At 41.8% G+C, this 26082-nt stretch carries 25 protein-coding genes; 10 read left to right on the top strand and 15 right to left on the bottom strand.

Going from position 1 to position 26082, the window contains the following annotated elements; all coding sequences use genetic code 11:
• The first annotated feature begins 28 nt into the window (after nucleotides 1–28).
• Together L1272_RS09395 and L1272_RS09400 are read left to right on the top strand one after the other, a co-directional pair.
• Nucleotides 29–2071, top strand: coding sequence for a glycoside hydrolase family 97 protein (locus L1272_RS09395; protein ID WP_054554426.1), 2043 nt, complete (start codon nucleotides 29–31; stop codon nucleotides 2069–2071).
• 164 nt (nucleotides 2072–2235) lie between these two features.
• Entirely contained in the window at nucleotides 2236–2817 is a 582-nt protein-coding gene (locus L1272_RS09400; protein ID WP_166341119.1) for a hypothetical protein, read from the top strand.
• Between the two features lie 113 nt (nucleotides 2818–2930).
• Here L1272_RS09400 and envZ read toward each other — a convergent pair whose 3' ends face one another.
• Together envZ and ompR are read right to left on the bottom strand one after the other, a co-directional pair.
• Nucleotides 2931–4226: a two-component system sensor histidine kinase EnvZ gene (envZ, locus tag L1272_RS09405; protein ID WP_138618428.1), complete on the bottom strand. Its 1296-nt coding sequence runs from the start codon at nucleotides 4224–4226 to the stop codon at nucleotides 2931–2933.
• Nucleotides 4227–4231: 5 nt separating this feature from the next.
• Nucleotides 4232–4951 (bottom strand): osmolarity response regulator transcription factor OmpR, encoded by a 720-nt coding sequence (gene ompR / locus L1272_RS09410; RefSeq protein ID WP_235373252.1) that lies wholly within the window; start codon nucleotides 4949–4951, stop codon nucleotides 4232–4234.
• Between the two features lie 156 nt (nucleotides 4952–5107).
• On the opposite strand from ompR, the gene greB reads away from it, so the two are divergent.
• The 4 genes from greB (at nucleotide 5108) to L1272_RS09430 (ending at nucleotide 9091) form a co-directional block, all read left to right on the top strand.
• The gene (gene greB / locus L1272_RS09415) at nucleotides 5108–5590 is read left to right on the top strand and encodes a transcription elongation factor GreB (protein WP_054554429.1); all 483 of its coding nucleotides are present in this window, start codon (nucleotides 5108–5110) and stop codon (nucleotides 5588–5590) included.
• 113 nt (nucleotides 5591–5703) lie between these two features.
• Nucleotides 5704–6009, top strand: a complete 306-nt coding sequence (locus L1272_RS09420) for a hypothetical protein (protein ID WP_235373253.1) — start codon at nucleotides 5704–5706, stop codon at nucleotides 6007–6009.
• A 49-nt stretch (nucleotides 6010–6058) separates the two neighbouring features.
• On the top strand, nucleotides 6059–6640 hold the full coding sequence (locus L1272_RS09425; protein WP_054554431.1) for a CBS domain-containing protein: 582 nt from the start codon (nucleotides 6059–6061) through the stop codon (nucleotides 6638–6640).
• A 135-nt stretch (nucleotides 6641–6775) separates the two neighbouring features.
• The gene (locus tag L1272_RS09430) at nucleotides 6776–9091 is read left to right on the top strand and encodes a Tex family protein (RefSeq protein ID WP_054554432.1); all 2316 of its coding nucleotides are present in this window, start codon (nucleotides 6776–6778) and stop codon (nucleotides 9089–9091) included.
• A gap of 68 nt (nucleotides 9092–9159) precedes the next feature.
• Here L1272_RS09430 and L1272_RS09435 read toward each other — a convergent pair whose 3' ends face one another.
• From L1272_RS09435 to bioH, 3 genes are all read right to left on the bottom strand, one after another.
• Complete coding sequence (locus tag L1272_RS09435; protein WP_138601025.1) at nucleotides 9160–10026, bottom strand: putative metalloprotease CJM1_0395 family protein; 867 nt, start codon at nucleotides 10024–10026, stop codon at nucleotides 9160–9162.
• A gap of 6 nt (nucleotides 10027–10032) precedes the next feature.
• Nucleotides 10033–10341: a hypothetical protein gene (locus tag L1272_RS09440; protein WP_054554434.1), complete on the bottom strand. Its 309-nt coding sequence runs from the start codon at nucleotides 10339–10341 to the stop codon at nucleotides 10033–10035.
• Between the two features lie 101 nt (nucleotides 10342–10442).
• Nucleotides 10443–11180 (bottom strand): pimeloyl-ACP methyl ester esterase BioH, encoded by a 738-nt coding sequence (gene bioH / locus L1272_RS09445; protein WP_187490153.1) that lies wholly within the window; start codon nucleotides 11178–11180, stop codon nucleotides 10443–10445.
• 58 nt (nucleotides 11181–11238) lie between these two features.
• Between bioH and L1272_RS09450 the strand changes: the two genes are divergently transcribed.
• Complete coding sequence (locus L1272_RS09450; protein ID WP_199528408.1) at nucleotides 11239–11955, top strand: ComF family protein; 717 nt, start codon at nucleotides 11239–11241, stop codon at nucleotides 11953–11955.
• Between the two features lie 6 nt (nucleotides 11956–11961).
• Here the strand turns inward: L1272_RS09450 and L1272_RS09455 are convergent, their stop codons facing one another.
• Nucleotides 11962–14514 (bottom strand): M14 metallopeptidase family protein, encoded by a 2553-nt coding sequence (locus L1272_RS09455; protein WP_235373254.1) that lies wholly within the window; start codon nucleotides 14512–14514, stop codon nucleotides 11962–11964.
• A gap of 144 nt (nucleotides 14515–14658) precedes the next feature.
• On the opposite strand from L1272_RS09455, the gene nfuA reads away from it, so the two are divergent.
• Both nfuA and L1272_RS09465 read left to right on the top strand, forming a co-directional pair.
• Nucleotides 14659–15234 (top strand): Fe-S biogenesis protein NfuA, encoded by a 576-nt coding sequence (nfuA, locus tag L1272_RS09460; RefSeq protein ID WP_235373255.1) that lies wholly within the window; start codon nucleotides 14659–14661, stop codon nucleotides 15232–15234.
• A 14-nt stretch (nucleotides 15235–15248) separates the two neighbouring features.
• Nucleotides 15249–15518, top strand: a complete 270-nt coding sequence (locus L1272_RS09465) for a hypothetical protein (RefSeq protein WP_054554438.1) — start codon at nucleotides 15249–15251, stop codon at nucleotides 15516–15518.
• Nucleotide 15519: 1 nt separating this feature from the next.
• Here L1272_RS09465 and dinF read toward each other — a convergent pair whose 3' ends face one another.
• Entirely contained in the window at nucleotides 15520–16854 is a 1335-nt protein-coding gene (gene dinF, locus L1272_RS09470) for an MATE family efflux transporter DinF (RefSeq protein WP_235373256.1), read from the bottom strand.
• Between dinF and L1272_RS09475 the strand changes: the two genes are divergently transcribed.
• A complete protein-coding gene (locus L1272_RS09475) occupies nucleotides 16831–17862 on the top strand; it encodes a polysaccharide deacetylase family protein (RefSeq protein WP_228290611.1) in 1032 nt (343 codons plus the stop codon). The genes dinF and L1272_RS09475 overlap by 24 nt on opposite strands.
• On the opposite strand, the gene L1272_RS09480 is transcribed toward L1272_RS09475, so the two are convergent.
• The 8 genes from L1272_RS09480 to L1272_RS09515 form a co-directional block, all read right to left on the bottom strand.
• Nucleotides 17849–18883, bottom strand: a complete 1035-nt coding sequence (locus tag L1272_RS09480) for a protein-glutamate methylesterase/protein-glutamine glutaminase (RefSeq protein ID WP_138601017.1) — start codon at nucleotides 18881–18883, stop codon at nucleotides 17849–17851. The genes L1272_RS09475 and L1272_RS09480 overlap by 14 nt on opposite strands.
• Nucleotides 18884–18891: 8 nt before the next feature.
• The gene (gene cheD, locus L1272_RS09485; RefSeq protein ID WP_054554441.1) at nucleotides 18892–19509 is read right to left on the bottom strand and encodes a chemoreceptor glutamine deamidase CheD; all 618 of its coding nucleotides are present in this window, start codon (nucleotides 19507–19509) and stop codon (nucleotides 18892–18894) included.
• The gene (locus tag L1272_RS09490; protein ID WP_054554442.1) at nucleotides 19506–20324 is read right to left on the bottom strand and encodes a CheR family methyltransferase; all 819 of its coding nucleotides are present in this window, start codon (nucleotides 20322–20324) and stop codon (nucleotides 19506–19508) included. The genes cheD and L1272_RS09490 overlap by 4 nt, the downstream gene beginning before the upstream one ends.
• Nucleotides 20325–20388: 64 nt before the next feature.
• A complete protein-coding gene (locus L1272_RS09495; RefSeq protein WP_138601015.1) occupies nucleotides 20389–22716 on the bottom strand; it encodes a methyl-accepting chemotaxis protein in 2328 nt (775 codons plus the stop codon).
• 29 nt (nucleotides 22717–22745) lie between these two features.
• On the bottom strand, nucleotides 22746–23231 hold the full coding sequence (locus tag L1272_RS09500; protein WP_054554444.1) for a chemotaxis protein CheW: 486 nt from the start codon (nucleotides 23229–23231) through the stop codon (nucleotides 22746–22748).
• The gene (locus L1272_RS09505; protein ID WP_235373257.1) at nucleotides 23228–25309 is read right to left on the bottom strand and encodes a chemotaxis protein CheA; all 2082 of its coding nucleotides are present in this window, start codon (nucleotides 25307–25309) and stop codon (nucleotides 23228–23230) included. Before L1272_RS09505 ends, L1272_RS09500 begins: the two co-directional genes overlap by 4 nt.
• 15 nt (nucleotides 25310–25324) lie before the next feature.
• Nucleotides 25325–25687, bottom strand: a complete 363-nt coding sequence (locus tag L1272_RS09510; protein ID WP_054554446.1) for a response regulator — start codon at nucleotides 25685–25687, stop codon at nucleotides 25325–25327.
• Between the two features lie 9 nt (nucleotides 25688–25696).
• Nucleotides 25697–25969 (bottom strand): STAS domain-containing protein, encoded by a 273-nt coding sequence (locus tag L1272_RS09515; RefSeq protein ID WP_054554447.1) that lies wholly within the window; start codon nucleotides 25967–25969, stop codon nucleotides 25697–25699.
• Between the last annotated feature and the right edge of the window lie 113 nt (nucleotides 25970–26082).

A 26082-nucleotide genomic window follows, 5' to 3' on the forward strand; every position in this document is an offset into this window, starting at 1 on the left:
CATAACCATAAGCCGCCAAGGAACAATAATGCGATTAACTGCCTTAATGTTAGCAGCCTTTTCAGGTACTTGCCTAGCACAAACCACAACCGTCAGTTCACCTGATGGGCAGATCAAAGTAACTATCTCAGATGAGCAACACACACCTAGCTACGAAATCAGCTTTGCAGGTAAACAAGTCATTGCTAACTCTTCGTTAGGCCTTGTTTTTAAACAACAACCAGCAATGAGCGAAGGTTACAAAATTAGCAGCCAAACCACTGATTCGGTAAAAAGCAGCTGGGAGCAACCTTGGGGTGAGCGCCAAACAGTAGTTGATAACCATAACGAAGTCGCTGTTACTTTTAAAAAACCACAACCACAAGGTGGCACGTTTACGGTACGTTTTCGCGCTTTTAATGATGGTGTAGGTTTTCGATACGAATTACCAAAACAAGCTGGCTATGATGATGTAGAAATCACTAAAGAACTTACAGAGTTTGCTATTACAGACTCATCAGATGCAACTGCATGGTGGATACCAGCTCGTGGTTGGAACCGTTATGAGTATGTTTATAACACCACTCCACTTCATAAAGCAGCACTTGTGCACACACCATTTACTATAAAAAATAAAGAGGGTGTGCATATTAGTATTCACGAAGCTGCCCTTGTTGATTATGCAGGCATGGTGTTAAATCAACGTCGTGATGGTACCTTCCAAGCCGATTTAACACCTTGGTCAGACGGTGTAGCGGTTAAAAAGCACGGCGCATTTAATACTCCTTGGCGTACAATTCAAATTGGTGATGAAGCCGTTGATTTAATCAACTCAGATATCATCTTAAACCTAAATGAGCCAAATAAGCTGGGTGATGTATCTTGGGTTAAACCGGGTAAATACGTAGGTATTTGGTGGGGTATGCACATCAATGAAAATACTTGGGGTAGCGGTAAAATTCATGGTGCAACCACTGCAAACACGAAATATTACATGGACTTCGCTGCTAAATATGGCTTCGATGGCGTGCTAGTCGAAGGCTGGAATATTGGCTGGGATGGCGACTGGTTCTATAACGGTGACGTTTTTAGCTTTACACAACCTTATGACGACTTTGATATTGAAGAGCTGACACGTTACGGCAAAGAAAAAGGCGTACAATTAATCGGTCACCACGAAACGTCGGGTAACGTGACTAACTACCGTAACCAAATGGAAGATGCATTTGCGTTATACGAAAAATCAAATGTAAGCCAAGTTAAAACAGGTTATGTCGCCGACGGTGGTAACATCAAGCGTATCGATGAAAATGGTATTGTACGCAAAGAGTGGCACGATGGTCAGTTCATGGTTAATGAATACCTACACAACGTAAAACTTGCTGCAAAACATAAAATTAGTATCAACACGCATGAGCCTGTGAAAGATACCGGCCTACGTCGTACATACCCGAACTGGATTGCTCGTGAAGGTGCCCGTGGTCAAGAGTTTAACGCATGGGGTACACCGCCGAATCCACCAGAGCATATTCCAATGCTAGCTTTCACGCGTATGCTTGCAGGCCCAATGGACTTTACGCCAGGTATTTTTGATATGGGCTTTAACGGTTTAGGTGCTGATACCAACCGCCCACAAACAACCCTAGCGAAGCAATTAGCGCTATACGTTGTAATGTACAGCCCAATTCAAATGGCGGCAGATTTACCACGTAATTATTTAGCGAAGCCAGATGCATTCCAGTTTATTCAGGATGTACCAACTGATTGGCAACAAAGTATTGCACTACAAGGTGAAGTTGGCGATTTCGTTGTATTTGCACGTAAAGAACGCAAGCGTGATCAATACTCAGGTAACGACTGGTATCTAGGTGCTGTTACAGACGAAAAAGCCCGCACTTTAGAAGTGAAGTTAGACTTCTTAGATAAAGGTAAAAAGTTTGAAGCGCAAATCTACCGCGACGGTGACAAAGCTGAATGGGTAAATAACCCTTACGACTTAAAAGTAGAAAAACGCATAGTGACTGCTGATGATAAGCTAACGTTAAAGCTTGCCACCAGCGGCGGCACAGCGATTCGTTTTAAAGCAATCTAAGCTAAAAGCTGAAAGTTTTAAGCTTCAAGTAAAAAAGAGCGCGGCATTTGATGTCGCGCTTTTTATTGTATTTAGAAATAGGAGCACTAGTAATGGCTATGGTTACTTGCAAATCACCTTCCTCAAAGGTAAATTTTTTGAATGATTACTCAAGTAAGTAAAGAATGGATCCTTTAGAAAGACTTGCACAGAGAAATACCGCACATAAAACAGCTCGTAAAAAAGAAAAGCGTGAATTACTTTGGCATATTCCGATCACTGTAATCAGTATTTTAAGTTATATGTCTATTTACATCTTTTTAGTGACTGACGACATAAATCCGAATGATTTGCCAATAACTGTAAAGCCAGTATGGGTGGTTTCAAATCTACTAACTCTGGGGCTGGGTGCCACGCTCTTTGTAAGCAGTATTGCGTTTTTAGTATTTCTATATTTTTTAACGAAATATATAAAGGTAAATATTTTAAAGCTCAAAGTGGCAACTATAACTGCTATGCTATTTCTTGTTAGTGTATCTTTTTTTGCACTTGGCAATTTTTGTAACAGCTTAATTTATAAAAATAAAATTTTAATTGCCGAGTTCATGCATTTTGGCTTTTATGAACCACCGACTCTCATTCAGATGGCTTTAAACTGGCTAACTATCTTAATAGTTATCTTGTTATTTTCTTTAAATTTCATTATTGCTTCAGCCCCCTTTAAAGCAAGAAAGCACTTTAAAACTAGTTTTATTGATAACTCATAACTGTGGCAACTTAAATTATAAGTAACTAACTGCTCTGTAAATCTCCACCCATAAAAAAGCAGCCCACTCGGGCTGCTTGAAACTTATAGCTTAAGGCTTACAGCTAAATACTTTTAAAACGGCAAATAGATTTGCGCGCTGAGGCCACCTTCTGGGCGATTAAGTAGTTGTACTCGGCCGCCATGCATATCGACAATACGTTTAATTATCGCAAGCCCTAAGCCACTGCCTTCGCTACCGCGAGCGGCATCACCTTGTTTAAACGGTTCAAATACAGTTTCAAGTTCGCTTTCAGGGATCCCCGGGCCGTGATCGTTAACCACGACCATAGCAAACTTTTTATTACTGCTCACGCGGGTTTCAACCTCTATATCACCATCTGAATAGCGAATTGCGTTTTCAATCATATTAGTAACAACACGCTTTATTGCCACCATACTCACTGGCACTTCACTTAAGCTCGGATTCTCTTTAAAGGTAATAGTGCGGTGATGTTTTTGTTCAGCTTCGACAACTTCTGAAACAATCGCGTTTAAATCTTCTAGCTCAAGTTCTTCACGTTTGTGGTGGCGTAAATATTCAATGAATTGGTCGATAATGGCATTCATGTCTTCAATATCATGAATGATCCCTTCACGCAGGTAATCTTCATCGTCCGACATCATTTCGGTGGCAAGGCGAATACGTGTAAGCGGCGTACGCAAGTCATGAGAAACACCTGCCATTAATAACCGACGGTCATTCTCAAGGGCAGCAATACCACGCGACATTTGGTTAAACGCACGGGTTACTTCAATAACTTCTGTAGAGCCTTGCTCTTCTAGCTTGGTAGAAAAGTCACCCACCCCTACTTTAACAGCGGCTTGTTGCAGTGCCTTTAAAGGTCTATTTAGATGGCGGGCAAACAACCACCCACCGAGTACACTTAAAAAGCCAATACTCGATAAATAAAAGGTTAAGAATTTTAGGTTGTTTTCTTGCAGGCCGGTGAGCGGCACGCGTACCCAATAACCCGGTGCTTGTGGAGCTTCAACCCAATAAACAAGTGGGTCGGTTTGGCTAATACGTACCCGAGCAGAACCATTGAGCTCTTTCGACATGCTTCGCGATAGCATTGAGTACTCACGAGTTTCAGCCAAACCCTGACTCATTGCTTGGCGCTGGGTCATGACCTCGATGCCGGTGATCTCAAAAAACTTATCAGAAGCTTCCTTGCTAACCTCAACCCCTTCTTCCCATTCAATAAACACGGTTTTCACCTGTTTAGATAGGATCAGGTTTACTTGTTCTATAGTTGGTTTAACAACATAAAAACTGACCGTAATATAAGAGACAATTTGATTGATTAACAGCAGGGCTGCAACCAAAAATACCGTTTGTCCAAACGCACTACGTGGAAACATGCCCATTACTGTTATTTTTCACCGTCTGGCACAAATACGTAGCCTAAGCCCCATACTGTTTGTATATAACGTGGATTCGCGGCATCCACTTCGATCATCCGGCGTAAGCGTGAAACCTGCACATCGATACTGCGCTCAAGCGCACTGTAATCTCGGCCGCGCGCTAAGTTCATCAGTTTATCGCGACTAAGCGGTTCACGAGGATGAGTCACTAACGCTTTTAATACCGCAAACTCACCACTGGTTAACGACATTGTTTTATCACCATGGCTCATTTCGCGGGTCGCAAGGTTTAGTGTGAAGTCACCAAAGCTAATTTCGTTTTCTTCGGCAGCAGGCGCACCCGGCACTTCTTTCGCACGACGACGTAAAATTGCTTTAATACGCGCCAACAGTTCACGTGGGTTGAATGGTTTAGGAATGTAATCATCAGCACCAAGCTCTAAACCGATTATACGGTCAACTTCATCGCCTTTGGCTGTAAGCATTACAATTGGAATGTCATTTTCTTTTTGACGTAAACGACGGCAAATTAATAACCCATCTTCACCTGGCAACATTAAATCTAATACTATCAAATGGAAGTTTTCGCGCTCTAATAAGCGATCCATCTGCTCTGAATTTGCTGCTGAGCGAACAATAAAGCCTTGTTCTACAAGGTAACGCTCTAGCAAACTTCGTAAGCGCATATCGTCATCAACAACCAATACTTTTGTCGTTTCGTGTCCCATAACTTTCATTCTTTTTGTAATATGTTACTTATTAATATAAATGAAAAAGTTAAGAATAAAAAACGAATTACGCGCTTAGATTGTTACTGAACATTTCAAAATCCGACTCGACAAAGGGTATACTTTGCGGCTGGTTTTCTTTTTAGGCTGAATAAAATGGCAAAGACAAATTTAATAACCCGAGAAGGGTATCAGCAATTACAACAAGAACATGACTACTTATGGCATGAAAAGCGCCCTGAAATTACCAAAATTGTGACTTGGGCAGCAAGCTTGGGCGACCGTTCTGAAAACGCAGATTATCAGTTTAATAAGCGTGTTTTACGACAGATAGATCGACGTGTGCGCTATCTTCGTAAACGCATGCCAGATCTTAAAATTGTTGACTACAACCCGCAACAAGCAGGTAAAGTGTTTTTTGGTGCTTGGGTCGAAATTGAGAATGAACAAGGCGATACAAAGCGTTTTCGCATTGTCGGCCCCGACGAAATTTACGAGCGCAAAGATTACATTTCGATTGATGCACCTATGGCTCGAGCGCTCCTTGGCAAACAGGTAGATGATGATTTTTCGGTGATCACGCCTGAAGGCGCAAAAGAATGGTATATCAACGAGATAACTTATCCTGATGCAAACTAATTTTCCCTGAAAATTCAGAAAGCGTTAATTAGTGATTGTTTAGTCTAAAAATGTGATCTATAACTAAAGGTACTCAAGATAAATCATTACTTGAGTTTTAGAAGGTAGTAAGTATGTCAAACGCAATACAACGCATAATGAGTAATGCCATTGTATTCGCACTATTAATTAGTGTGAGTTTGATATCTTACGGCAGTGATATAGAAAGCCACTCAGACAGTGTTACGCCAACTGCTCATTTTATTGCGTGTGATAGTGCGGACCCTGCTAACTTAGATACCGACCTCGATAAACATACTCCTGCGTTCATCACTAATGTAGCCCAACCACTGCAAGATGCACCTGTTGTTTCGTATGTTCCCCCTTGTAATAAGGTGTCTGTTTATAGCGCGCACCAGCGAGGACCACCTGCTTTTTAATTAACTCAAATTTTCTATTTCAGTTTTATTAAAATGTATGGTGATCAAAATGAATAAATTCAAAGAATTACGTCTTCAAGACATTTCTAATGGTGCTTTATCTAATACTGTAAACGAAGTTGAACCAACCCTCGACTTAACTTCTCCTGCGCTAAAAGTATTAAATAGCTTTACAAGCAAAGACCCTGTGCGAGCACATCATGATTTGAGTATTGTCGATGCACTTAAACAAACCAGCAGTCGTTGTTCTGACTTTATTTTAGTCGTAGATAATGACGAAAAGCTTATTGGTATTACTTCAAGTGCTGACTTACAAAGCTCTAAAATCATGATTCTTGCTCAGCGCCTCAATTTACATCGCAATGAAGTTACTTTGCAGCATGTAATGACACCACTTAGCAGCTTAGCTGGTGTAAGCTTACAAAGTATTAGCTATGCATGCATTGGCGATGCACTGCAAACTATGGAACACCAAGGTATGATGTTCCTTTTAGTAACCAGTGCTGAACATGAAATTTGTGGTTTGATTTCAGCCCGTGAAATTGCTAAAAAATTACATATTCCTGTTAATATCAACCCAATTGCTAATGGCTTCAGCGAAGTATTACAGCAGGTTGATCACCCGCACTAAGCGTTAAAACCCGCGTTGTGTAAGACTATTTTTGCAGGCCTTAAAAGCAGTGCTTTTAAGGCCTTCTTATTGTGATATTATTCAGGCAATTAATCTTCAGTTTTACTGATTTTCTATTTTTAAAAAGGGTTATGCATGAGCAATATCTCTGCACGCTTAGCAACTGAGCTAAGTGCCCAGCAACCACAAGTTGTTGCTGCAATCAAATTACTTGATGAAGGTGCCACAGTTCCTTTTATCGCCCGTTATCGTAAAGAAGTAACTGGTGGCTTAGATGACACGCAATTACGTTTACTTGAGCAGCGTTTATCGTATTTACGTGAATTAGAAGAGCGCCGCAGCTTTATCCTTAATACTATCGAAGAGCAAGGCAAGTTAACTGCTGAGCTAAGTGCTGATATTAATAACGCTGACAGTAAAACTGAGCTTGAAGATTTATATCTGCCTTTCAAACCTAAGCGCCGTACAAAAGGACAAATTGCCATTGAAGCGGGTATTGAGCCGCTTGCCGATGCGCTATTTAACAACCCTAGCCTCGACCCTGAACAACAAGCAAGTGACTACATTAATGCCGATGCAGGCTTTGCAGATAATAAAGCGGTGTTAGATGGCGCTAAATTTATCTTAATGGAGCGTTTTGCAGAAGACGCCAAACTACTTGCTAAATTCCGTAGTCATATCGCACAACATGGTCAGATTGAAAGTACTGTAATCGCTGGTCAAGAAAATGAAGGCGTAAAGTACCGCGACTACTTTGAGCATCAAGAACCACTTAAAAAAGTACCATCACACCGTGCACTTGCTATGCTGCGTGCGCGTAATGAAGGCGTCTTACAACTTAGTATCAACCCAGAGCCTGGCGCAGAAAATCCGGCGCAAGTGTGTGCACAAATGATTGCCGATCATTATCGCTTAGATGTTAGCAATTCTGCTGCAAGTAGTTGGTTAATGGGCGTAGTGCAATGGGCATGGAAAATTAAGTTAAGCCTTCACCTTGAGAATGAATTTTTAGGTGCAATGCGCGAAAAAGCAGAAACCGGCGCAATTGACGTTTTTGCTAAAAACTTAAAAGATTTATTAATGGCCGCTCCTGCAGGTCCACGTACTACGTTAGGTCTCGATCCTGGCCTGCGTACTGGTTGTAAAATTGCCGTTGTCGATAGCACAGGCAAGCTGTTAACAACACAAACGATTTTCCCGCACGCACCACAAAATCATTGGGATAAATCACTTCGTACTCTTGAGCAATTATGCCGCCAACATAAAGTTGAGCTAATCGCTATTGGTAATGGTACGGCTTCACGTGAATCTGACAAGTTAGTTGCAGAGCTGATTAAAGCGAACAGTGAGCTTAAGCTAAATAAAATTATGGTCAGTGAAGCAGGCGCTTCTGTTTATTCAGCGTCTGAGTTTGCCGCCAATGAATTCCCTAACCTTGATGTTTCACTACGTGGTGCTGTGTCTATCGCGCGCCGCTTACAAGACCCACTTGCTGAGCTGGTAAAAATTGAACCTAAATCAATCGGTGTAGGTCAATATCAGCACGATGTATCGCAAAGCCAACTTGGTCAAACGCTAACATCTGTGGTTGAAGACTGTGTAAACTCAGTGGGTGTAGACTTAAATATGGCGTCGGTGCCATTACTTACTCGCGTATCTGGCTTAAACAAAACGTTAGCACAAAATATCGTTAGCTACCGTGATGCGAATGGCTCATTTAGCAAACGTTCTGAACTTAAAAAAGTTGAACGTTTAGGGCCTAAAGCCTTTGAACAAGCTGCCGGTTTCTTACGTATCAGCACAGGCTCAGATCCTCTTGATAACTCGTCAGTTCACCCTGAAGCCTACCCAGTTGTTAAGCGTATCTGCGAGAAGAACAGCTTAGATGTTAACAGCCTAATTGGTAACTCTGACATCCTAAACAAGCTCGTTGCGAACGACTACACAGACGAAAAGTTTGGTTTACCAACGGTTACCGACATTATCAAAGAACTTGATAAACCGGGCCGCGACCCGCGCCCTGAGTTTAAAACAGCTGAATTTAAAGCCGGTGTTGAAACCATTAATGACCTAAAACCGGGTATGATTTTAGAAGGTGTAGTGTCTAACGTTGCTAACTTTGGTGCCTTTGTTGATGTGGGTGTACACCAAGACGGTTTAGTGCATATTTCTGCGATTACTAACAAGTTTATCTCTGATCCACGTGAAGTGGTTAAAGCGGGCGATATTGTAAAAGTAAAAGTAGTTGAAGTAGATGCTGCCCGTAAACGTATTAGCTTTACCATGCGTTTAGACGATGATGTTGATACCAGCAATAAAGCCGCATCAGCTAGCAAACCTAAGCCAGCTGCGAAAGCGAAAAGTGCACCTAAACAAAAACGCGAATTTGGCAATGTTGCCATGGGTAATGCCTTTGCTGATGCATTTGCCAATGCAAAAGTGAAAAAATAATAGGCTGTAGGCATAAGTCGAAAAAAACCGCGTAAGTGTAAACTTACGCGGTTTTTTATTTTAGAAACTTAAATAAAAGCAGAGAACTGATTTTGATTAGTTGGCGAGGTCGCTGCTTGATAAAAATTAGCAATACGTGCAGCGCGCTCATCTACTTCAACGTCACGCTTTGCTGTTTTGGTTTCGCTAGTTTGAGTAGCGCTATCTTCACCATACTCACTGTTTATTTTGAAGGTCGATTTACCTGAATCAACATCGCCATCGGCTGATTGACTGGCGAGCTCAGCTTGCGCTGCCATCAGCTTTTGCGTGGCATCTGCGGCAATTGAACGATCAGCACTCGAAGGCTCTTGTGGTGCAAGTGCTGCAGCACGCACCGTCTGCATTTTTTCAATTGTGGCTTTTGGGTCGCCTTCAATTACAGCAACATCAATTTGCACCTCGCCGCCCACAGCATAGTTCGTACCATCAGGACCGCGTTGATATTCATAGCTTGGTGAGCCCGCATATTGCCCCCCCACTGATGCATGAGCTTGCTCATGAATACGTACTTCGGTATCGCGGGCTTTTAGCTCTTTAATTTGCTCAGCATCTTGCTGCTCTTGCTGGGCAACCTTTTGCTCTTTTTGCTGCTCTTGTTTAGCTTCTTGTTGTTCTTGCTCTGATTGTTCAGGCTCTTCTTGCTCACCACCTTGCTTACGTTCTTCAATCACCTTGTCTTCAGCCAGACGCCCTTTTGCATCATACGTACCCGCCTCAGAACCCGGCTGCTTAGTTTTGTCGCCATCATTCAGGGTTTTATTTTCTGCGTTACTCGGCTTGGTAGCGGCAGGTGGCGGGATCACTTCACGTAACTGATTATCACGGCGAGCACTTTCGGTGTGCACGTTCGCCGTGTTGATATTAATCGAAGGAAACGGAGTGACGATATTCATAAGTTTTTAAACTTTAATATCTATTAATGTGCCGAGCACTTCATCAGCAGTCTGAATCGTGTTGATATTGGCTTTTGCATTAAACTCTTCAACTTTTAAGTTAACAAGCGACTCATCAATTGGGGCAGGTTGTGAAACTGGCGGAGTTACAGCTTCATTTGGAGTCGCCGCTTGTAATTGGCGTTGTTGAGCTAATTGGGCATCATCTTGCTGATCAATTGAGGCACGGCTAATCTCAGCGCTTGCCTTTTCGATACCTTGGCTTGCACGGTTATAACCTTCTACCGCATTATTAAAAACAGAACTGATTGGCATAACACCCTCCAACAGTGAGATCTACCCGGTAAGTATCGCTCATAAAACGAGCAAAATAAAGCTAAATCCCGCTATTTTTCTGGCCTCTCAGCGAGTTTTGCTTAACACATTGATTTCAGTGCTGATATAAATGCTGCTTTATGAGAAATAAAAGGCGCATGTGAAGCTTTATCTAAAACCTCGTATTCAAACTGGGGTTGTATGGCATGCATTTTTTCAATCGCACGATACGGTACTAATGAATCTAAGCGACCGAAAATACCACGCACAGGTACGCTAAGGTTAGCGAATAGTTCCCGTAAATCATCCTGCTGTAAAATGTCTAAGCCCGCACTTAAAGCTTGCTCTTGAGGCGCAGGGTATTGGTTTAAAAGTGCTTTAAGTTGCTTAATATCATCCCGAGCTGATTCACTGCCCATCGCTTGTATCGCCAAAAACCGTTCTATCGTTTTTTCTCTGTGACTAACTAGCTGATCTTTAAATGCATTTAATACGTCAGGTTTGATACCCGGCCATTCGTCGGTTTGCGCAAAAAAAGGCGTTGAGGCAACCAACACAACCTTTGCTACTTTGTCAGGCCAATGTGCTGCAATATACAAGGCAAAAAGCCCGCCCAACGACCAGCCAACAAGAATAGACTGATCATTTAGCTGTGTACTTAGTTGCTCAGCCGCAGCGTGCAAAGTGTAAGGTATGGGAATAGACTGTGCGTTACCAAAGCCAGGTAAATCGAGACAACGGACTTCACCATCATGAAAAAACTCAAGCTCAGGTTTGATCACTTGCCAAACCCCTTGGTTCATTCCCCAGCCATGTAATAGCACCATCTCATTTTGCATAATTTGTATTTCCCAACCACACTTAGCGCTCATAATAGCGTTTAAAGGAATGAATGCAATGTCTCACTTACCTCATGCCTTAAAACTAGGGCTAGACGCACTATTCCCCAACTTTTGCATTAGCTGCCAGAATCACATACAGGCTGATCAAGCTTTGTGTCAGTATTGTTTAGATGACCTTAATTTATTTGACCTTACACGCCATCCAAATCTGTTACACCGACCAGATATATGTGATGCATTTCCTGATAGTAATTTTGACCATTTAATTGCCTGTGCGTGGTATCAAGCACCTTTTAAACTTTGGCTCAAGCAATTGAAATTTAATGACCAACAATATTTTCGTGTGGCACTACAACAAGTGATAGGGAAACAGCTGCAATTAGCTCGTCAAGTTAATGCAAATTGGCCCGACCTTTTTATTGTGCTGCCTCTGCATAATCAACGCTTTTTAGCACGCGGCTTTAATCAGGTAAGCCAAACTTGGCTGCCTGTTTTAAAAAACCAGCAATCTACTGTTAGCTCAGCTCTTTACAAGCAAAAAGCAACCAAAGCACAATCACAGTTAAGTAAAGCGAAAAGAGTTAAAAATCTACAAAATGCATTTGTTTGTCAGCAAGATTTAACAGGGAAAACCGTGGCAGTTGTTGATGATGTGATGACCTCTGGCGCAACTTTAAATGCTGCGACAGAAGCCATAAAAAATGCAGGGGCGAAGCAAATATGGGCTATGCTCACTTGCCTAACAGGGTTAGGCAACCTGCATTATGATTAAGTGTGATTATTTATCACCAGAGGCATGAAAGGCATTACCAAAAAATAAGGCATTGCTTAGTAATCGACTCGTGCCGTACCAGTAACCACGGAATACTGGGTTATCTGTCATGCCTATCACACTGCCTTTGCCATATGAATGCGCAATGAGGCCAGCAGCACCCGCGACTTGCTCTACGTTTACGTCATCAGTAAAGCCAGCTAAAAGCGGTTTATCTGTGTAAGTAAGCACATTAACAAATGGAGCATCTGACTTCTCAAGTAGCCAAGTGCTATTCTTAAATACAGGTAATGTATTACGGTTCAGCGAATACGTAAGTGGGTGAGATAAATCTACAGAGGTATTAAAAATTGCGCCGGCAATACGCTGACGGCCTGCTAAGTGATCTTTATCAGCATAGCTAAGCCCTGTGGTATCAAAGGCACTCGCTACATCACGACGAGATAAGTAATTGGCTTTTAGTAGCTGCTGATCAGCTAAGAACTTAGCACCGCCTTTGTGACCCCAAATAACACCGCCTTTACGCACCCACGACTTAATAGCCACTTTAGTCGCATCATCAAGACGATTGAAATTTCCGTGCGCTAAAATAATATGGCTGTAGTTTTCAAGGTCGATGTTACCTAAACGTTCCATTTCGATAATGCTTGGCGCTGTACCAACAAAACGATCTAAGTAGTACCACACTTCTCCCAGCTCATACTGGCTAGTTCCTTGACCACCCACTAGCAATACTTTAGGCGCTTTCACAACCGCCATTGCACGAGAACCTAAATCAGCCCCCTTCACCGTTAAGCCCGAACTAATGGGTGTAATTTCAATGCCAAACTCATTCTGTGCTTGGTTTAAATAACTAACCCAGTTGCTATCAGTTTGCAGACCAGCAGGAACAAGAATACTACCTGGCTCAAAAGCGATTTCACCTGATGGTGTTTTTGCTGTTAGTGGGCTTAATGCCACACGTGCTTTCACGCCTTGCTCGAGTAAGCTATTAAGCATTTTTGGCGCTAGGTAGTCATCCCATTTGAATGCGTATGCATAGCTTTGCGGTAATGCAGCAAAGCTTGACTTAACACTTTGCTGCCAAGGCATTTTTGCCACATTTAAACCCCAGTTGCTGCTTACCTTTGCAAATTCTAGGTTGAAGGCATGAGCAAGTGTCCAGCCAGATACATCATAAAACGTATTATCAACAAAACGCTGCTGCTCACTGAAAATTGCTTTAATTAAACGAAATTGTGGCTGTGCTAATGGCACATAATAGCTCTGCTCAGAAAAGCTTTGACCGTTTACTTTTAACGGCTCTTCTAACATGTACGCATTGATTTGATGTTGTCTCAATAAATCAAGGAAGTATTGCATGCGGCTTTGATCAGCGCCGCCTTTAACTACATACCCTTTAAAGTCTTCATCACCAGCAAGATCAACTGCTTTGTTGTAAAATTTTGCTTGATAATCAAGTAAGTCTGTACGGTTATCAATCGCTGCTTGGAATGTCGATAAGCTAGTTAATAACTGATTTTTAATTGTAAACGGGAAGCTTAACGGACCGTTGATCGTTTCTTGTAAGTGACCACGCGAGCTCGCTTGTTCAAATAAGATGCCTACACCGCCATTGACGTCTGGGTAAGTTGAGCCTTTACCATAGTAAAAGTCATCAAAGCTTTCTTCAGTGAAGTAAAGTGCGTTGTGCTCATCAAGTGTCTTTGCATGATAGTTTGCAATTGCTTTAGTCAGCGTGACATTTTCTTCAGGCGTGATTGGGTGCTTACGAGTTGGGATCCCTGGTTGGAAAAAATAAGTGCTGTTTGGGCCCATCTCATGGAAGTCAGTTAGGATATTCGGTTTCCATTGGTGAAACTGTGCAATACGTGCACGTGATTCAGGATGTTGTAGTAATAACCAGTCACGGTTTAAATCAAACAAGTAATGGTTAGTACGGCTACTAGGCCAACTTTCGATATGCTCACGAGTTTGCGGATCTGATGATAACTTCATGCCACGGTTGCTGTTTGCCCAATTTGCAAAACGCGCTAAGCCATCAGGGTTTAATGATGGGTCGAGTAAAATAACCGTGTTGTTAAGTAAGGCGTCAATTTCTGGGCCCTGTGCAGCTGCAAGGTAATACGCAACCAGTAACGACGCATTGCTACCTGATGATTCATTACCGTGAACACTGTAACCCATCCAAACAACCGCTGGCTGCTTACTTGAGTCACTTGCTTCACCATTTAGGCGAGCTAAGTGAGCCTTACGAATTTGCTCAACTTGGCCAAGTTTGTCGGACGCTGTAATTGTTAGAATCACCAATGGACGCTGCTCATGAGTACGACCGATTACTTTAAAATTCATTCGGTCACTTTTTTCAGCAAGAATTTGCATATATTGCACAAGCTGATCGTGACGTACATGCCACTCACCCACTTCGTAGCCTAACACCTGTTCAGGAGTCGGAATACTTGGGTCAAATTTCACATCTTGTTCAAAGTAATAAGAAAGAGGTTTTGCTAATGCGCTAACGCTCACTAGCATGGTTAATATTGTTATTATGAAACGCATAGATAGCACCCGTAATTATTTGATGTTTTAACGCTACCATTCGATAAAATAGATGCAACTTTTTACGCTCAACACTGGCGACAACACGATGAGCGGAGTATGATACACAGTATCCGAGTAATTTAGTCAAGTATAGTCCGTTTTATGATCTCTATTTCTGAATCTGCACAATCTCATTTTGCTAAACTTTTAGCAGACCAAGCTGAACAAACAAACATTCGTGTGTTTGTAGTAAACCCAGGTACTTCGCAGGCTGAGTGTGGTGTATCTTACTGCCCAGAAGACGCCGTTGAAGCGACTGATATTCGTCTACCATTCAATGGTTTTGATGCCGTTGTTGATGCAGAAAGCGCCCCTTTCTTAGAAGAAGCTGAAATCGATTTTGTAACTGACAAAATGGGTACTCAGTTAACGCTTAAAGCACCAAACGCAAAAGCACGCAAACTTAGCGATGATGCGTCACTACAAGAGCGTGTTCAACACATGCTTGAAACCGAAGTTAACCCACAGCTCGCTAACCACGGCGGTCAAGTAAGCCTAGTAGAAATTACACCTGACGGTATCGCGGTACTGCAATTTGGCGGTGGCTGTAACGGTTGTTCAATGATTGACGTCACACTTAAAGAAGGCATCGAGAAAGAAATGATCGCCAAGTTTGACGAAATCAACGGTGTAAGAGACATAACTGATCACCAATCTGGTGAGCACTCTTACTACTAACCGGTATCTAAAGCATGCTTAAAAAATGGGTATTTCGCTTAGGTAGCGATCCCAAATTAAGCTTAAAACGCTTTCTTCGCGGCCTAGCACTGTTTGTGCTAGCCGTGATTTTTATTGCCATAGGTTATTATGGGCCCGCACTATTTCAATTAATTGGCCTAGTCATACTCGCAGTGGCTTTATTCTTTGCTGGTTGGGGCTATTTAGGTATTTTTGCCAACCGCTTCGCGCAAGTTTTAGAGCGCTCTTCACCCAAAAATCACGACCCTGATTTGTGGAAGTAATTTAATCTAATAATTGCTGATTATTGACAATTTTACGGTAGCGAAACCACAGCGTTAACCCGCGCATCAGCATAAAGCTGGTCATCGCAAACCATAAACCATGATTTTGCCAGCTACTCACTAACCAAAACAGTCCAAAAAAGCCCACTAAAGCACTAAATAGCATAGTATTACGCATATCTTTAGCACGGGTTAAACCAACAAATACGCCATCAAATAAGAAGCAGCCCATCGCCGCGATAGGCAATATAATCACCCAAGGAAGGTAAACCGTTGCAAGACTGATAACTTCGGGCACATCGGTAAGTAAGCGAATAATTGCCTCACCAAATAATAAAAATATAAGGCTATAAAACAGCGCAAATAACCCGCCCCAAAACAAGCTCAAATTAACCCATAACTTAATCTGCTTAGCGCTGTGCTCACCTTTCGCTTTACCGACCTTAGCTTCACTCGCATAAGCAATACCATCCAGCGCAAAGCTCACCAACATTAAAAAGTTTAGCAATACGGCATTAGCCGCTAAAGTTGTTTCGCCGATCCGTGCGCCATAAAAAGTCATAAAACTAAAACACAGCTGGAGTGCTAGTGAGCGAATAAAAATATCGCGATTTAAGCTCACCAAATCAAGTAACTTAGCAACACTTAACCAGGCTTTCACGGCAAGGTTGACACCTTGCTTTTTGGCGAGCTGAGCAACTAACATAAGTGCAAAAGCAAGGGCGATATAATCAGCAATTAAAGACGCCCACGCAGCTCCAGCCACACCCCAATCAAGAAACACCACAAAATAAATATCAAGCACGATATTGGTAATATTGGTGATTAGTAATAAATAAAAAGGCCCGCGGCCATAATGGACACCTAGCATCCAACCAAGTAAAACCAAATTACATAAAGCAGCGGGCGCACTAAAAATACGAATAGAAAAATAGCTATTTGCTTGTTCTAAAACAGCTTCATTAGCATTTGATAAATATGCCATTAAGGATTGAATAGGTATACTCAGCGCTATTAATAACAGCGCAACCGCTGTTGCTAGTAACAAGCTGCGCTTTAATAGCTCAGCGAGCAAGGTATGATCGCTTTTACCATGAGCCTGGGCAACCAAACCTGTGGTACTCATGCGCAAAAAGCCTGCTAGCCAAAATAATAACGAGATAACTGCTGAGCCGAGCGCTATACCAGCCAAATAGTGAGCGCTTCCTAAGTGGCCGATTACAGCAGTATCAACTAAACCTAACATTGGCACGGTAATATTTGATAAAATCATCGGACCGGCTAATAACAGTAAACTTTTATGGTGTGCCTTATGACGTTTAAGAAAATGTTTCATGTAGTATTTGCAGTCCTGTTAGGTTTATCTTTGCGCGCCCATGGTGCAGTCATTCTACAGTATCACCACGTCAGTGAAAGCCTTCCTGCGGTTACCAGTGTCAGTAGCGAAACATTCACTGAACATATGCAATATTTAAAAGATAATAACTTTAACGTTATTCCATTAGATGAACTCATTACCTCATTACAAACAGGCCAACCGCTAACAGATAAAACCGTCGCGATTACCTTCGACGATGGCTACAAAAATAACTATGAAGAAGCAGCGCCCATCTTAGAAAAATTTGGCTATCCGTACACTATTTTCGTCAATCCCGAGCTAATTGATGAAGGCAAAAGCTATGTAATGACTTGGCAGCAGTTAAAGGAGCTATCGAAAAAAGGTGCCTTAATTAGCAACCATACGCAAATTCATAATTACTTACATCGCAAACAACCAGGCGAGAGTGAAGAAGCATGGCTTGCACGTACTAAAAAAGACATTTTATCTGCCCAGCAGCGAATTAAAGAAGAAATTGGCCATGATTATAAATACCTCGCTTACCCTTATGGCGAGTTTAATAATTCATTGCAACAACTAGTAAAATCGCTAGGCTTTGTTGGTATAGGTCAGCATTCGGGTGCTGTTGGTATCCACTCTGACTTTACCCGATTACCACGTTTTCCAGCATCGGGCTTTTATTCAAAGCTTGAAACACTTGCCACTAAACTCGACTCTCAAGCATTCACTATCAAACAGCTCACCTACTCAGATAGTGTGACAGACGAAAACCCACCTAGTTTAACGATGCAATTTGATATGCAGGACTTTCATAAAAGCCAGTTTGCTTGTTATGTATCAGGTATTGGTCAAGCTGATTTAACCTGGCTTAGTAAAGATACGGTGAAGATCACATCACCTGAAAAACTGAAAAAAGGCCGTTCTCGCTTTAACTGCACGGCCCCTTCTATCGCGAAGAAAGGCAGCTATTATTGGTTCTCTCAACCTTGGGTTATTGTACCTTAACTGCTTGTTTTAGCATTTGCGCTGTGACTTTATCAAGGCGAACCACTTCATTAGCCGCATTGAGTTCGACTGCGGCTTTTGGCATGCCCCATACCACTGACGATAATTCATCTTGCGCGATGGTGTAAGCTCCTGCTTGATTTAATGCGAGCATGCCTTTTGCGCCATCGCTGCCCATACCGGTCAATAACGCAGCCACAACCGCTTTAGGGCAAGCCACAACCAAGGAGTTAAATAGCACATCAACCGCTGGGCGATGGCGATTAACCAACTCATTAGTATCAAGCTGGCAGTATAGGCCGCCTGCTTTTTTCACTACACTTAAATGCTGATCGCCTGGCGCAATGTACGCCCAACCTGACTGTAACTTATCGCCATGTTCAGCCTCCTTAACACTAATTTTGCAGGTTCTATCCATGCGCATCGCAAACGAAGTACTAAAAACCGGCGGGATATGCTGTGTAATCACTATCGGTGGACAGTTTTCTGGCATGCGCACAAGCACTTCTTTAATTGCTTCTGTTCCACCTGTTGAAGCACCAATTGCAAGTACACTATTGGGCTTAAATTGCAGTGCTGTTAAGGCGCTATCGTCTTCAATTTTTGTTTCTTTAAATGCACGTATTCTTGCACCTGCGGCTGTGCGTACTTTTTGATGAAGTAAATGTGCATATCGCTGCAAGTTTTCTGTTACATTGATAGTTGGTTTAGCAATAAAATCAACAGCACCAATTTCGAGGGCTTCCAGTGTAATGGGTGAGCCTTTTTGAGTCAGTGTTGAAATCATCACAACTGGCATAGGACGAAGGCGCATCAAGTTTTTTAAAAAGCTTAATCCATCCATTTTCGGCATTTCGATATCCAGCGTTAAGACATCAGGATTGAGGCGCTTAATTAAATCTCGGGCTTGATAAGGATCTTCTGCCGCGCCAACAACTTGAATGTCTTCTGCTTGCTCGAGTACTTCCTTGAGTAAACCACGGATCAAAGCAGAATCATCAACTATGAGTACTTTGATCATTTGCTCTCCTAAAATAATTCAATATCCGTTTCTGCATCTTGCTGTTCGATATCGTGTAGGTATTTGATTTCACGTTTTTCGAGCTTATCTGAATGCAGTTCACGCATTTTTTTTACTTGGGCTTTACCTGTTTGAGGATCAAACATCACCTTTCGGGGCCAAGGCCCACCGACATCATGAGATACTAAATCTAAACCTTCCTCAAGTATATAAGCATTTGCAAAACGAATGTTGCCAACACCAATATCAGTCATTGAGCGGATTATTTTCCCTCCGCCAAACAGTTTTACTTTGAGATTGCGCCTAGAAGCACCGTTTTTAAGGATTTCATTGATCAGATATTCCATTGCCCAGTTACCGTAACGACAATTAAGACTATGAGCATTACTAGGATCGACTCCTTTTTCTACAGGCAACATAAAGTGATTCATGCCGCCAATTCCTAGGCCTTCATCATAAATACATGCTGCAATACATGAACCAAGCACTGTCGTGATCAATTCATCAGTTTTAGAGACATAAAACTCGCCAGGTAATACCTTAGCAATTACCTTCCCACGACGATTATCCCAAAACCGTTTCACATGCTCAAAGCCAGATATAACAGGCCGGAAGTGACTATTCATGATCCGCCCCTTTGGTAAATAGTCTGGCCTAAGTTTTTAAATTCCTTATGATCCTTCCCTAATGTCTCTGAATGCCCTAAAAATAAGTAGCCAGTGTTAGTCAGTAAGTCGTGATAGCGTTTAAAAAGTTCGTCTTTGGTTGGCTTATCGAAATAGATAACAACATTACGACAAAAAATCACATCAAACGGTCCTTTCATAGGCCAGCTCTGTAATAAGTTTAGACGCTTAAAAAAAATGTTCTTTTGTAGTTCGGGCTTTACTTTATAAAGTTCTCCATCGTGGCTTTTCAAAAACCAGCGCTTAAGATGGCTTTTGTCTAGTCCATTCACATTTGCTGCGGTATAGGTGCCAGCCTGCGCTTTTGCGAGTACATTTGAGTCTAAATCGGTGGCTAAAATTTTCACATCCCAATCGGGTGGAAATAAACCATGCAATGTCATAGCAATCGTATAAGGCTCTTCGCCAGTGGAACAGCCAGCTGACCAGACCCTTACCCGCTTTTGTTTTGCATTACCAACCAATAGTTTTGGCACTATAGTATTTTTCAGGTAATTAAAGTGATGGGGCTCACGAAAAAAAGAAGTCAGATTAGTGGTTATAGCATTAATAAATTCACTGAACTCTTGCTCTTTATTCTCATCAAGAAAACCTAAGTACTCCCTAAAACTCTTTAGCTTGTGATGGCGGATACGTCTTGCTAAACGCGAGTAAACCATTTCACGTTTATGCTCCGCCAATACAATGCCACACGCATCGTACACCTGAGAAGAAATAGCCTTGAAATCATTATCCGTTAATAAAAACTCTTTCATGTGTTTGACCCTGCAGCTGTAACAGTCGGTGCAATTAACTTATTAGAATAAAGTCGGGAAGAGTTTAAAACTCTTCCCACTCGTCACTGGGATCAACAAAATTGTTGCCTTTTGGTGCCGAGCGCACTGGTGAGCTTGGCTGTTTAGCTGCAGGCGCTGAACTAGCGCTGTTTGAAATATCAACTTCGTTATTTGATAACGAGAAGAAGTTTAACAAGCGGCGCATATCATTTGCTTGTTCAGCCATTGATTCGCCCGCAGCTGATGCTTCTTCAACTAAAGCTGCATTTTGTTGAGTCATTTCATCCATTTGAGCGATGGCTTTATTAACTTGCTCAATGCCAGAGCTTTGCTCTTCTGATGCTTGGGCTATATCAGAGATCATTGCCGTAACTCTTTGTACTGCTGTAACTATTTCTTGCAATGTTGAACCTGATTCATTAACAAGTAATGTACCATCTTCAACTTTGCCAACACTGTCTCGGATTAATTCTTTGATTTCTTTTGCTGCGGCGGCTGAACGCTGTGCTAAGTTACGGACCTCACCAGCAACAACAGCGAAACCTCGGCCTTGCTCACCTGCTCGTGCAGCTTCGACTGCAGCATTCAACGCAAGTAGGTTTGTTTGGAAAGCTATTTCATCAATCACACTAATGATGTCAGCAATTTTCTTACTCGATTCATTAATTGCCGACATGCTGGTTACGGCGCGATTGACAACTTCACCACCTTTTTGCGCTTTTGTACGCGTTTCTTCCGCAAGTTCATTCACTTCTTTTGCATTATCAGCATTTTGACGAACCGTACTGGTCATTTCTTCCATGCTTGATGCTGTTTCTTCAAGTGATGAAGCTTGCTCTTCAGTCCGTTGACTTAAATCTGCATTACCTTGCGAAATTTCTTCTGCACCACTGGCAACGAGCGTTGCAGAGGTATTAATGCGATTAATCACTTCAGTAAGCTTATCAGCTGTGGCATTTGCATCACGTTTTAACTTATCGAATGAACCTTGGTACTCTTGTTCTATTCGTTTTGATAAATCACCATTTGCCATGGCATCAAGCATATTGCCCGTGTCTTTTACTGCATCATCGACGATACTAACTAGGCTATTCAAGCCCTGCGCTAGACGTAAGAAGAATCCTTGTTTGCCCGCTTCTTCAACACGCGCTTCTAAATCACCATTCCCGGCAGCAGCAACAAGGCCTGCAATTTCTTTTTCAATCGCCACTTCAGCTGTTCTATCTTCCCACTCTACAACCGTACCAATTCGTTCGTTTTCTGGCGTAAAGATAGGGTTTGCAACTAATCCAAATGTTCGACCACCAACATATATTTCAGTGCTATATGTGCTACTCAACTTCGCCAGCATATTGCGCTGATGTGCTGGGTTTTTATGGAACACATCAATATTTTGACCAATGAGGTTACTACTGTTGAAATTAGGTAAGTCTTTACGTAAATCACTTTCAGCTGCTTTCATCATATTTAAAACAGCTTCGTTCATGTAAATAATATTATTGCCGGCATCTGCAATCATGGTATTGGTTGCCACACGGTCTAACGCGCGTCGAACACGAAGATTCTCTTCTGCTTCACGTTTTTCAGCTTCCGCTTTTGCCACGCTATCAGTGATATCTTGCCATTCAACAATTGTTCCTAGACGACTTCCAGATACACTGAGCCACGGCGTTGCTATTAAACTAAATATTAAATCCGCAATTTTAAGCGTTGTTTTAAAAGGCTCGGTCAAGGTTCTTAGTACTTCACGCTGATGAGATGGTTGCTTATGAAAGTCATCAACACAGGTGCCAACTAAGCTATCAACCGAGAAGTTTGGCAGCACCTCTTTTAAAGCTTCTTCACGAAACTTAAGCATTTTTTGTACTTGGTCGTTAACAAAAATAATTTCTAGGTCATTATTAGCAATCATCACATTGGCTTGGCAGACCCGAAGCGCGTTTGACAGATCTGCATCACGCTTAGATTTTTTTTCTAGCTCTTTTTGCGCTGTAATATCACTGGCAAACTTAATAACTTTAACGACATTGCCATTACTATCAATAATTGGGTTATAGGTAGCTTGAATCCAAATTTCTTTACCATTTTTGGCAAACCGCTTGAATTCATCTGACATAAATTCACCTGTGCGCAAGCGCTGCCAGAACTGTTGGTATTCAGGACTTTGAGTTTCTTGGTCATCAACAAAAATTGCGTGATGTTGCCCTTGAATTTCTTCAAGTCGGTAACCCATGGCATTCAAAAAATTAGCATTCGCAGTGATTATGTTTCCACTTGGTTCGAACTCAATAACTGCCAGCGATTTGTTCAGTGCTGCAACAACTAAATCATTATTTGACTCAACGTTTTTAGGACTACTAAACCATCCCATACCCTTCACCTTCTTGTTAATCTACCCAATTAAATGTCCATTGTTTTTTGTAGGTCTAGTAACGCGACCATCTTTTCACCCACATTGACTAAACCCGCAACAAATTGAGTGTTGTCTGAGTCAGACAAGTGCGGCACCGCTTTCGCTTCATGCTCTGCAATGCTATAGACATCCGAAACGGCATCAACCACGATACCCATAATTTTACATGTGCTCTCTAATTTAACTTTCAGTACAATAACGACAGTTAACGGTCCATAAGTGACAGCGGGCAAGCCAAAGCGCAGCCGTAAATCAATAATAGGAACTATAGTGCCGCGCAAATTTATAACGCCTTTAACAAAGTCAGGTGAGTTTGGAATTTCAGTAATTTCTTCCCAACTACGAATTTCCTGTACCGTAAGAATATCTACACCGTACTCTTCATCAGCCATGAAAAAGGTTAAAAACTGTTTAATATCTTCGTCTTGCCCGATATTCAGCTTACTTTGTAGGTCATCGTGCTCAACAATCATGACGCCTCCAAATTAGCTTTAGATTCAATAATTAACTCTTGGCTTCCTGGCTTCCTTAAGCCTGATAATTTAATTAAGCCGCTGATATCTATAATTAAAGATACTCTGCCATCTCCTAAAATTGTCGCTCCTGATACACCATCAACTTTTTGATAATTCGCCTCTAAACTTTTAATAACCACTTGTTGCTGTGATAATAAATCATCAACCAACAAACCAACTTTTTGATTATCGCTCTCAACAACAACCAACAAAGTTCTATCAAGCGTTTCTATCGCACCTTTGTGATTAAAAATATTGTAAAGCCTTAAAATTGGGATGTACTCATCTCTCAAACGAAGTACATCTAAATCTTTACCGACGCGACTGACTTTGCTGATATCAATTTGTAGTGACTCAATAATAGAAATGAGTGGAATAATGTATGTATGCTGGGCAACTTTAACCAATTGACCATCCAAAATAGCTAGAGTAAGAGGTAACCGGATGGTGAAGGTTGAACCGACACCTGGCGCTGAAGCCACCTCAACCGAGCCACTGAGCGCTTCGATATTACGCCTAACCACGTCCATACCAACACCGCGGCCAGATAAGTCACTCACTTGATCCGCTGTCGAAAAGCCAGGTAAAAAGATAAGCTCATTAATTTCGTTATCGTTTAAATCGTCATTTTCAGAGATCAAGCCATTTTTTATCGCCTTTTCTCTGATCTTTTGCGTGTTGAGCCCCTGACCATCATCCATAATTTCGATAACAATATTACCGCCTTGATGAAATGCATTAAGCGTCACAGTGCCAACAGGGTCTTTGCCCGCAGCAACACGCTTATCAACTGTCTCTAAGCCATGATCTAAGGAGTTTCTCACTAGATGCACCATAGGATCAGAAAGCTTCTCCATCACCGTTTTGTCTAGTTCTGTTTGTTCACCAAGCAATTTAAGCTCAACTTGTTTATCCAACTTTTGCGAGATATCACGAACTAACCGAGGGAAGCGACTAAATACAAAGCTTATTGGTAACATACGAATACGCATGACATTTTCTTGTAAGTCACGAGTATTATGTGCCAGTTGCGCTAAGCCCTCTTGTAACGAGGCGATGGTTGCTTCGGTTATTTCTTGCTCACCTAACTGGCTTAACATCGCTTGAGTAATAACTAACTCACCCACCATGTTAATCAATGAATCAACTTTGTCGATACCAACCCTGATTGAGGTTGACTCTGCATTGGCTGTGGTCGCTTTAACGGGTACTGGTTTTTTCGTATCAGTAGTTGGTTTAACTGGAATAGGCTCGACTTCTTTCTTTTGTTCGACAACTGCTGTAGCCGTTTCAGTCGTTGTAATTTCTTCATCACCAAACAAGCCACCGCACAATGTGATAGCAATGTCAGCGTCATCCTCAACCCACTCAAAAATTTCTTCTATGCAACTTTGCTCTTTGTCTGTGGTTAAGAAAAAACGCCATGATAAGAAACAGTCTTCGGGGGCAAGGTTAGTAATATCGGGGACATCATCTTGAAAGGCTTGTGTTTCTAGCTCACCCAACTCAGCAAGTTCACTGATCATGTACAGTGGTTCATTGCCAGTTTTAAATAAATGATGATGGGGTTTGAAGTCAATTTGAAAGGTATTTTTTATGTTAGTTTCGTTACTAACTGCCTGCTGCTGAACAACTTTGCTCTTAGAGCGCATGCCCAGAATTTCTTCAAATTTAACCCGTAACTCATCAGCCTCTGTTAAGTCTGGCTGCTGCTCCGCTTGCAATGTTCTTAACAACGCTCTTAAGCAATCAACCGACTTGAGAAGTAGATTAACGTGTTCTGCGGTTAAGGTACGAGAGCCTTCACGGATTTGATCTAACAAAGTCTCAAGTACATGAGTAAAGTCAGCAACGGCGCTGAAACCAAAGGTACCACTGCCTCCTTTTATTGAGTGTGCAGCACGGAAAATTGTATTTATCGTTTCCAAGTCTTCTTCGCCTGGCACCAAGTTCAATAACTCGGCTTCCATTGCATCAAGACCTTCGAAGCTTTCTTCAAAGAAAACCTCAAAAAATTGGCTTAGATCTATACTCATGCCCCGCTCCTATTATTAGCGAATCACTTTTTTCAATACCGCTAACAATTGCTCAGGATTAAATGGTTTAACAATCCACCCTGTTGCTCCAGCAGCTTTACCTTCTGTTTTTTTATCAAGCCCTGACTCTGTAGTCAGCATTAGTAGTGGTGTAAATTTATAATTAGGTAAGCTACGCAGCTCGCGAATAAGAGTAATGCCATCCATGACAGGCATATTCACATCAGAAATAACCGCATCAAAACCTTGTTGCTTAGCGATATTTAGTGCTTCGCTACCATCTTTTGCTTCTGTTACATCGAAGCCTGCTTTTTTTAGTGTAAAGCTGACCATTTGGCGCATTGATGCAGAATCATCGACAGCTAGAATTCTCTTCATAAAAACCTCTTAATTGGCATTTTCAAGCACAAGATAATGGCTTAAACCCAAACTAGTAATTGCTTGTTGCAAAGGCTTGCTTTCACCAACCCATATGATTTTGTGTTGTACTGAAAGCAAATGTTTTTGCAGCGCACATAAAAGCTGAATTGACGCCGTATCAGCTCGTGTCACTTCACTAATATCAAGACAAATATCGTCATTCGCAGACAATTCTTGTAGCAAATCTTGATGGAGTGTTTCGACCTGAGTAATGGCTAATTCAATAGGGAGCTTTAACATTATTTGAATCTTCCCTGCTTAAAACAATTCATAATAAAAGCTTAGACTGACTAAACGAAATTGCCATAAATTGCTTTAAAAAATAGTAAATTTTTTTAGTAGCTTAGCGAGTT

It is taken from the genome of Pseudoalteromonas sp. PAST1, from assembly GCF_021532515.1.
Taxonomy (GTDB): Bacteria; Pseudomonadota; Gammaproteobacteria; order Enterobacterales; family Alteromonadaceae; genus Pseudoalteromonas; species Pseudoalteromonas simplex.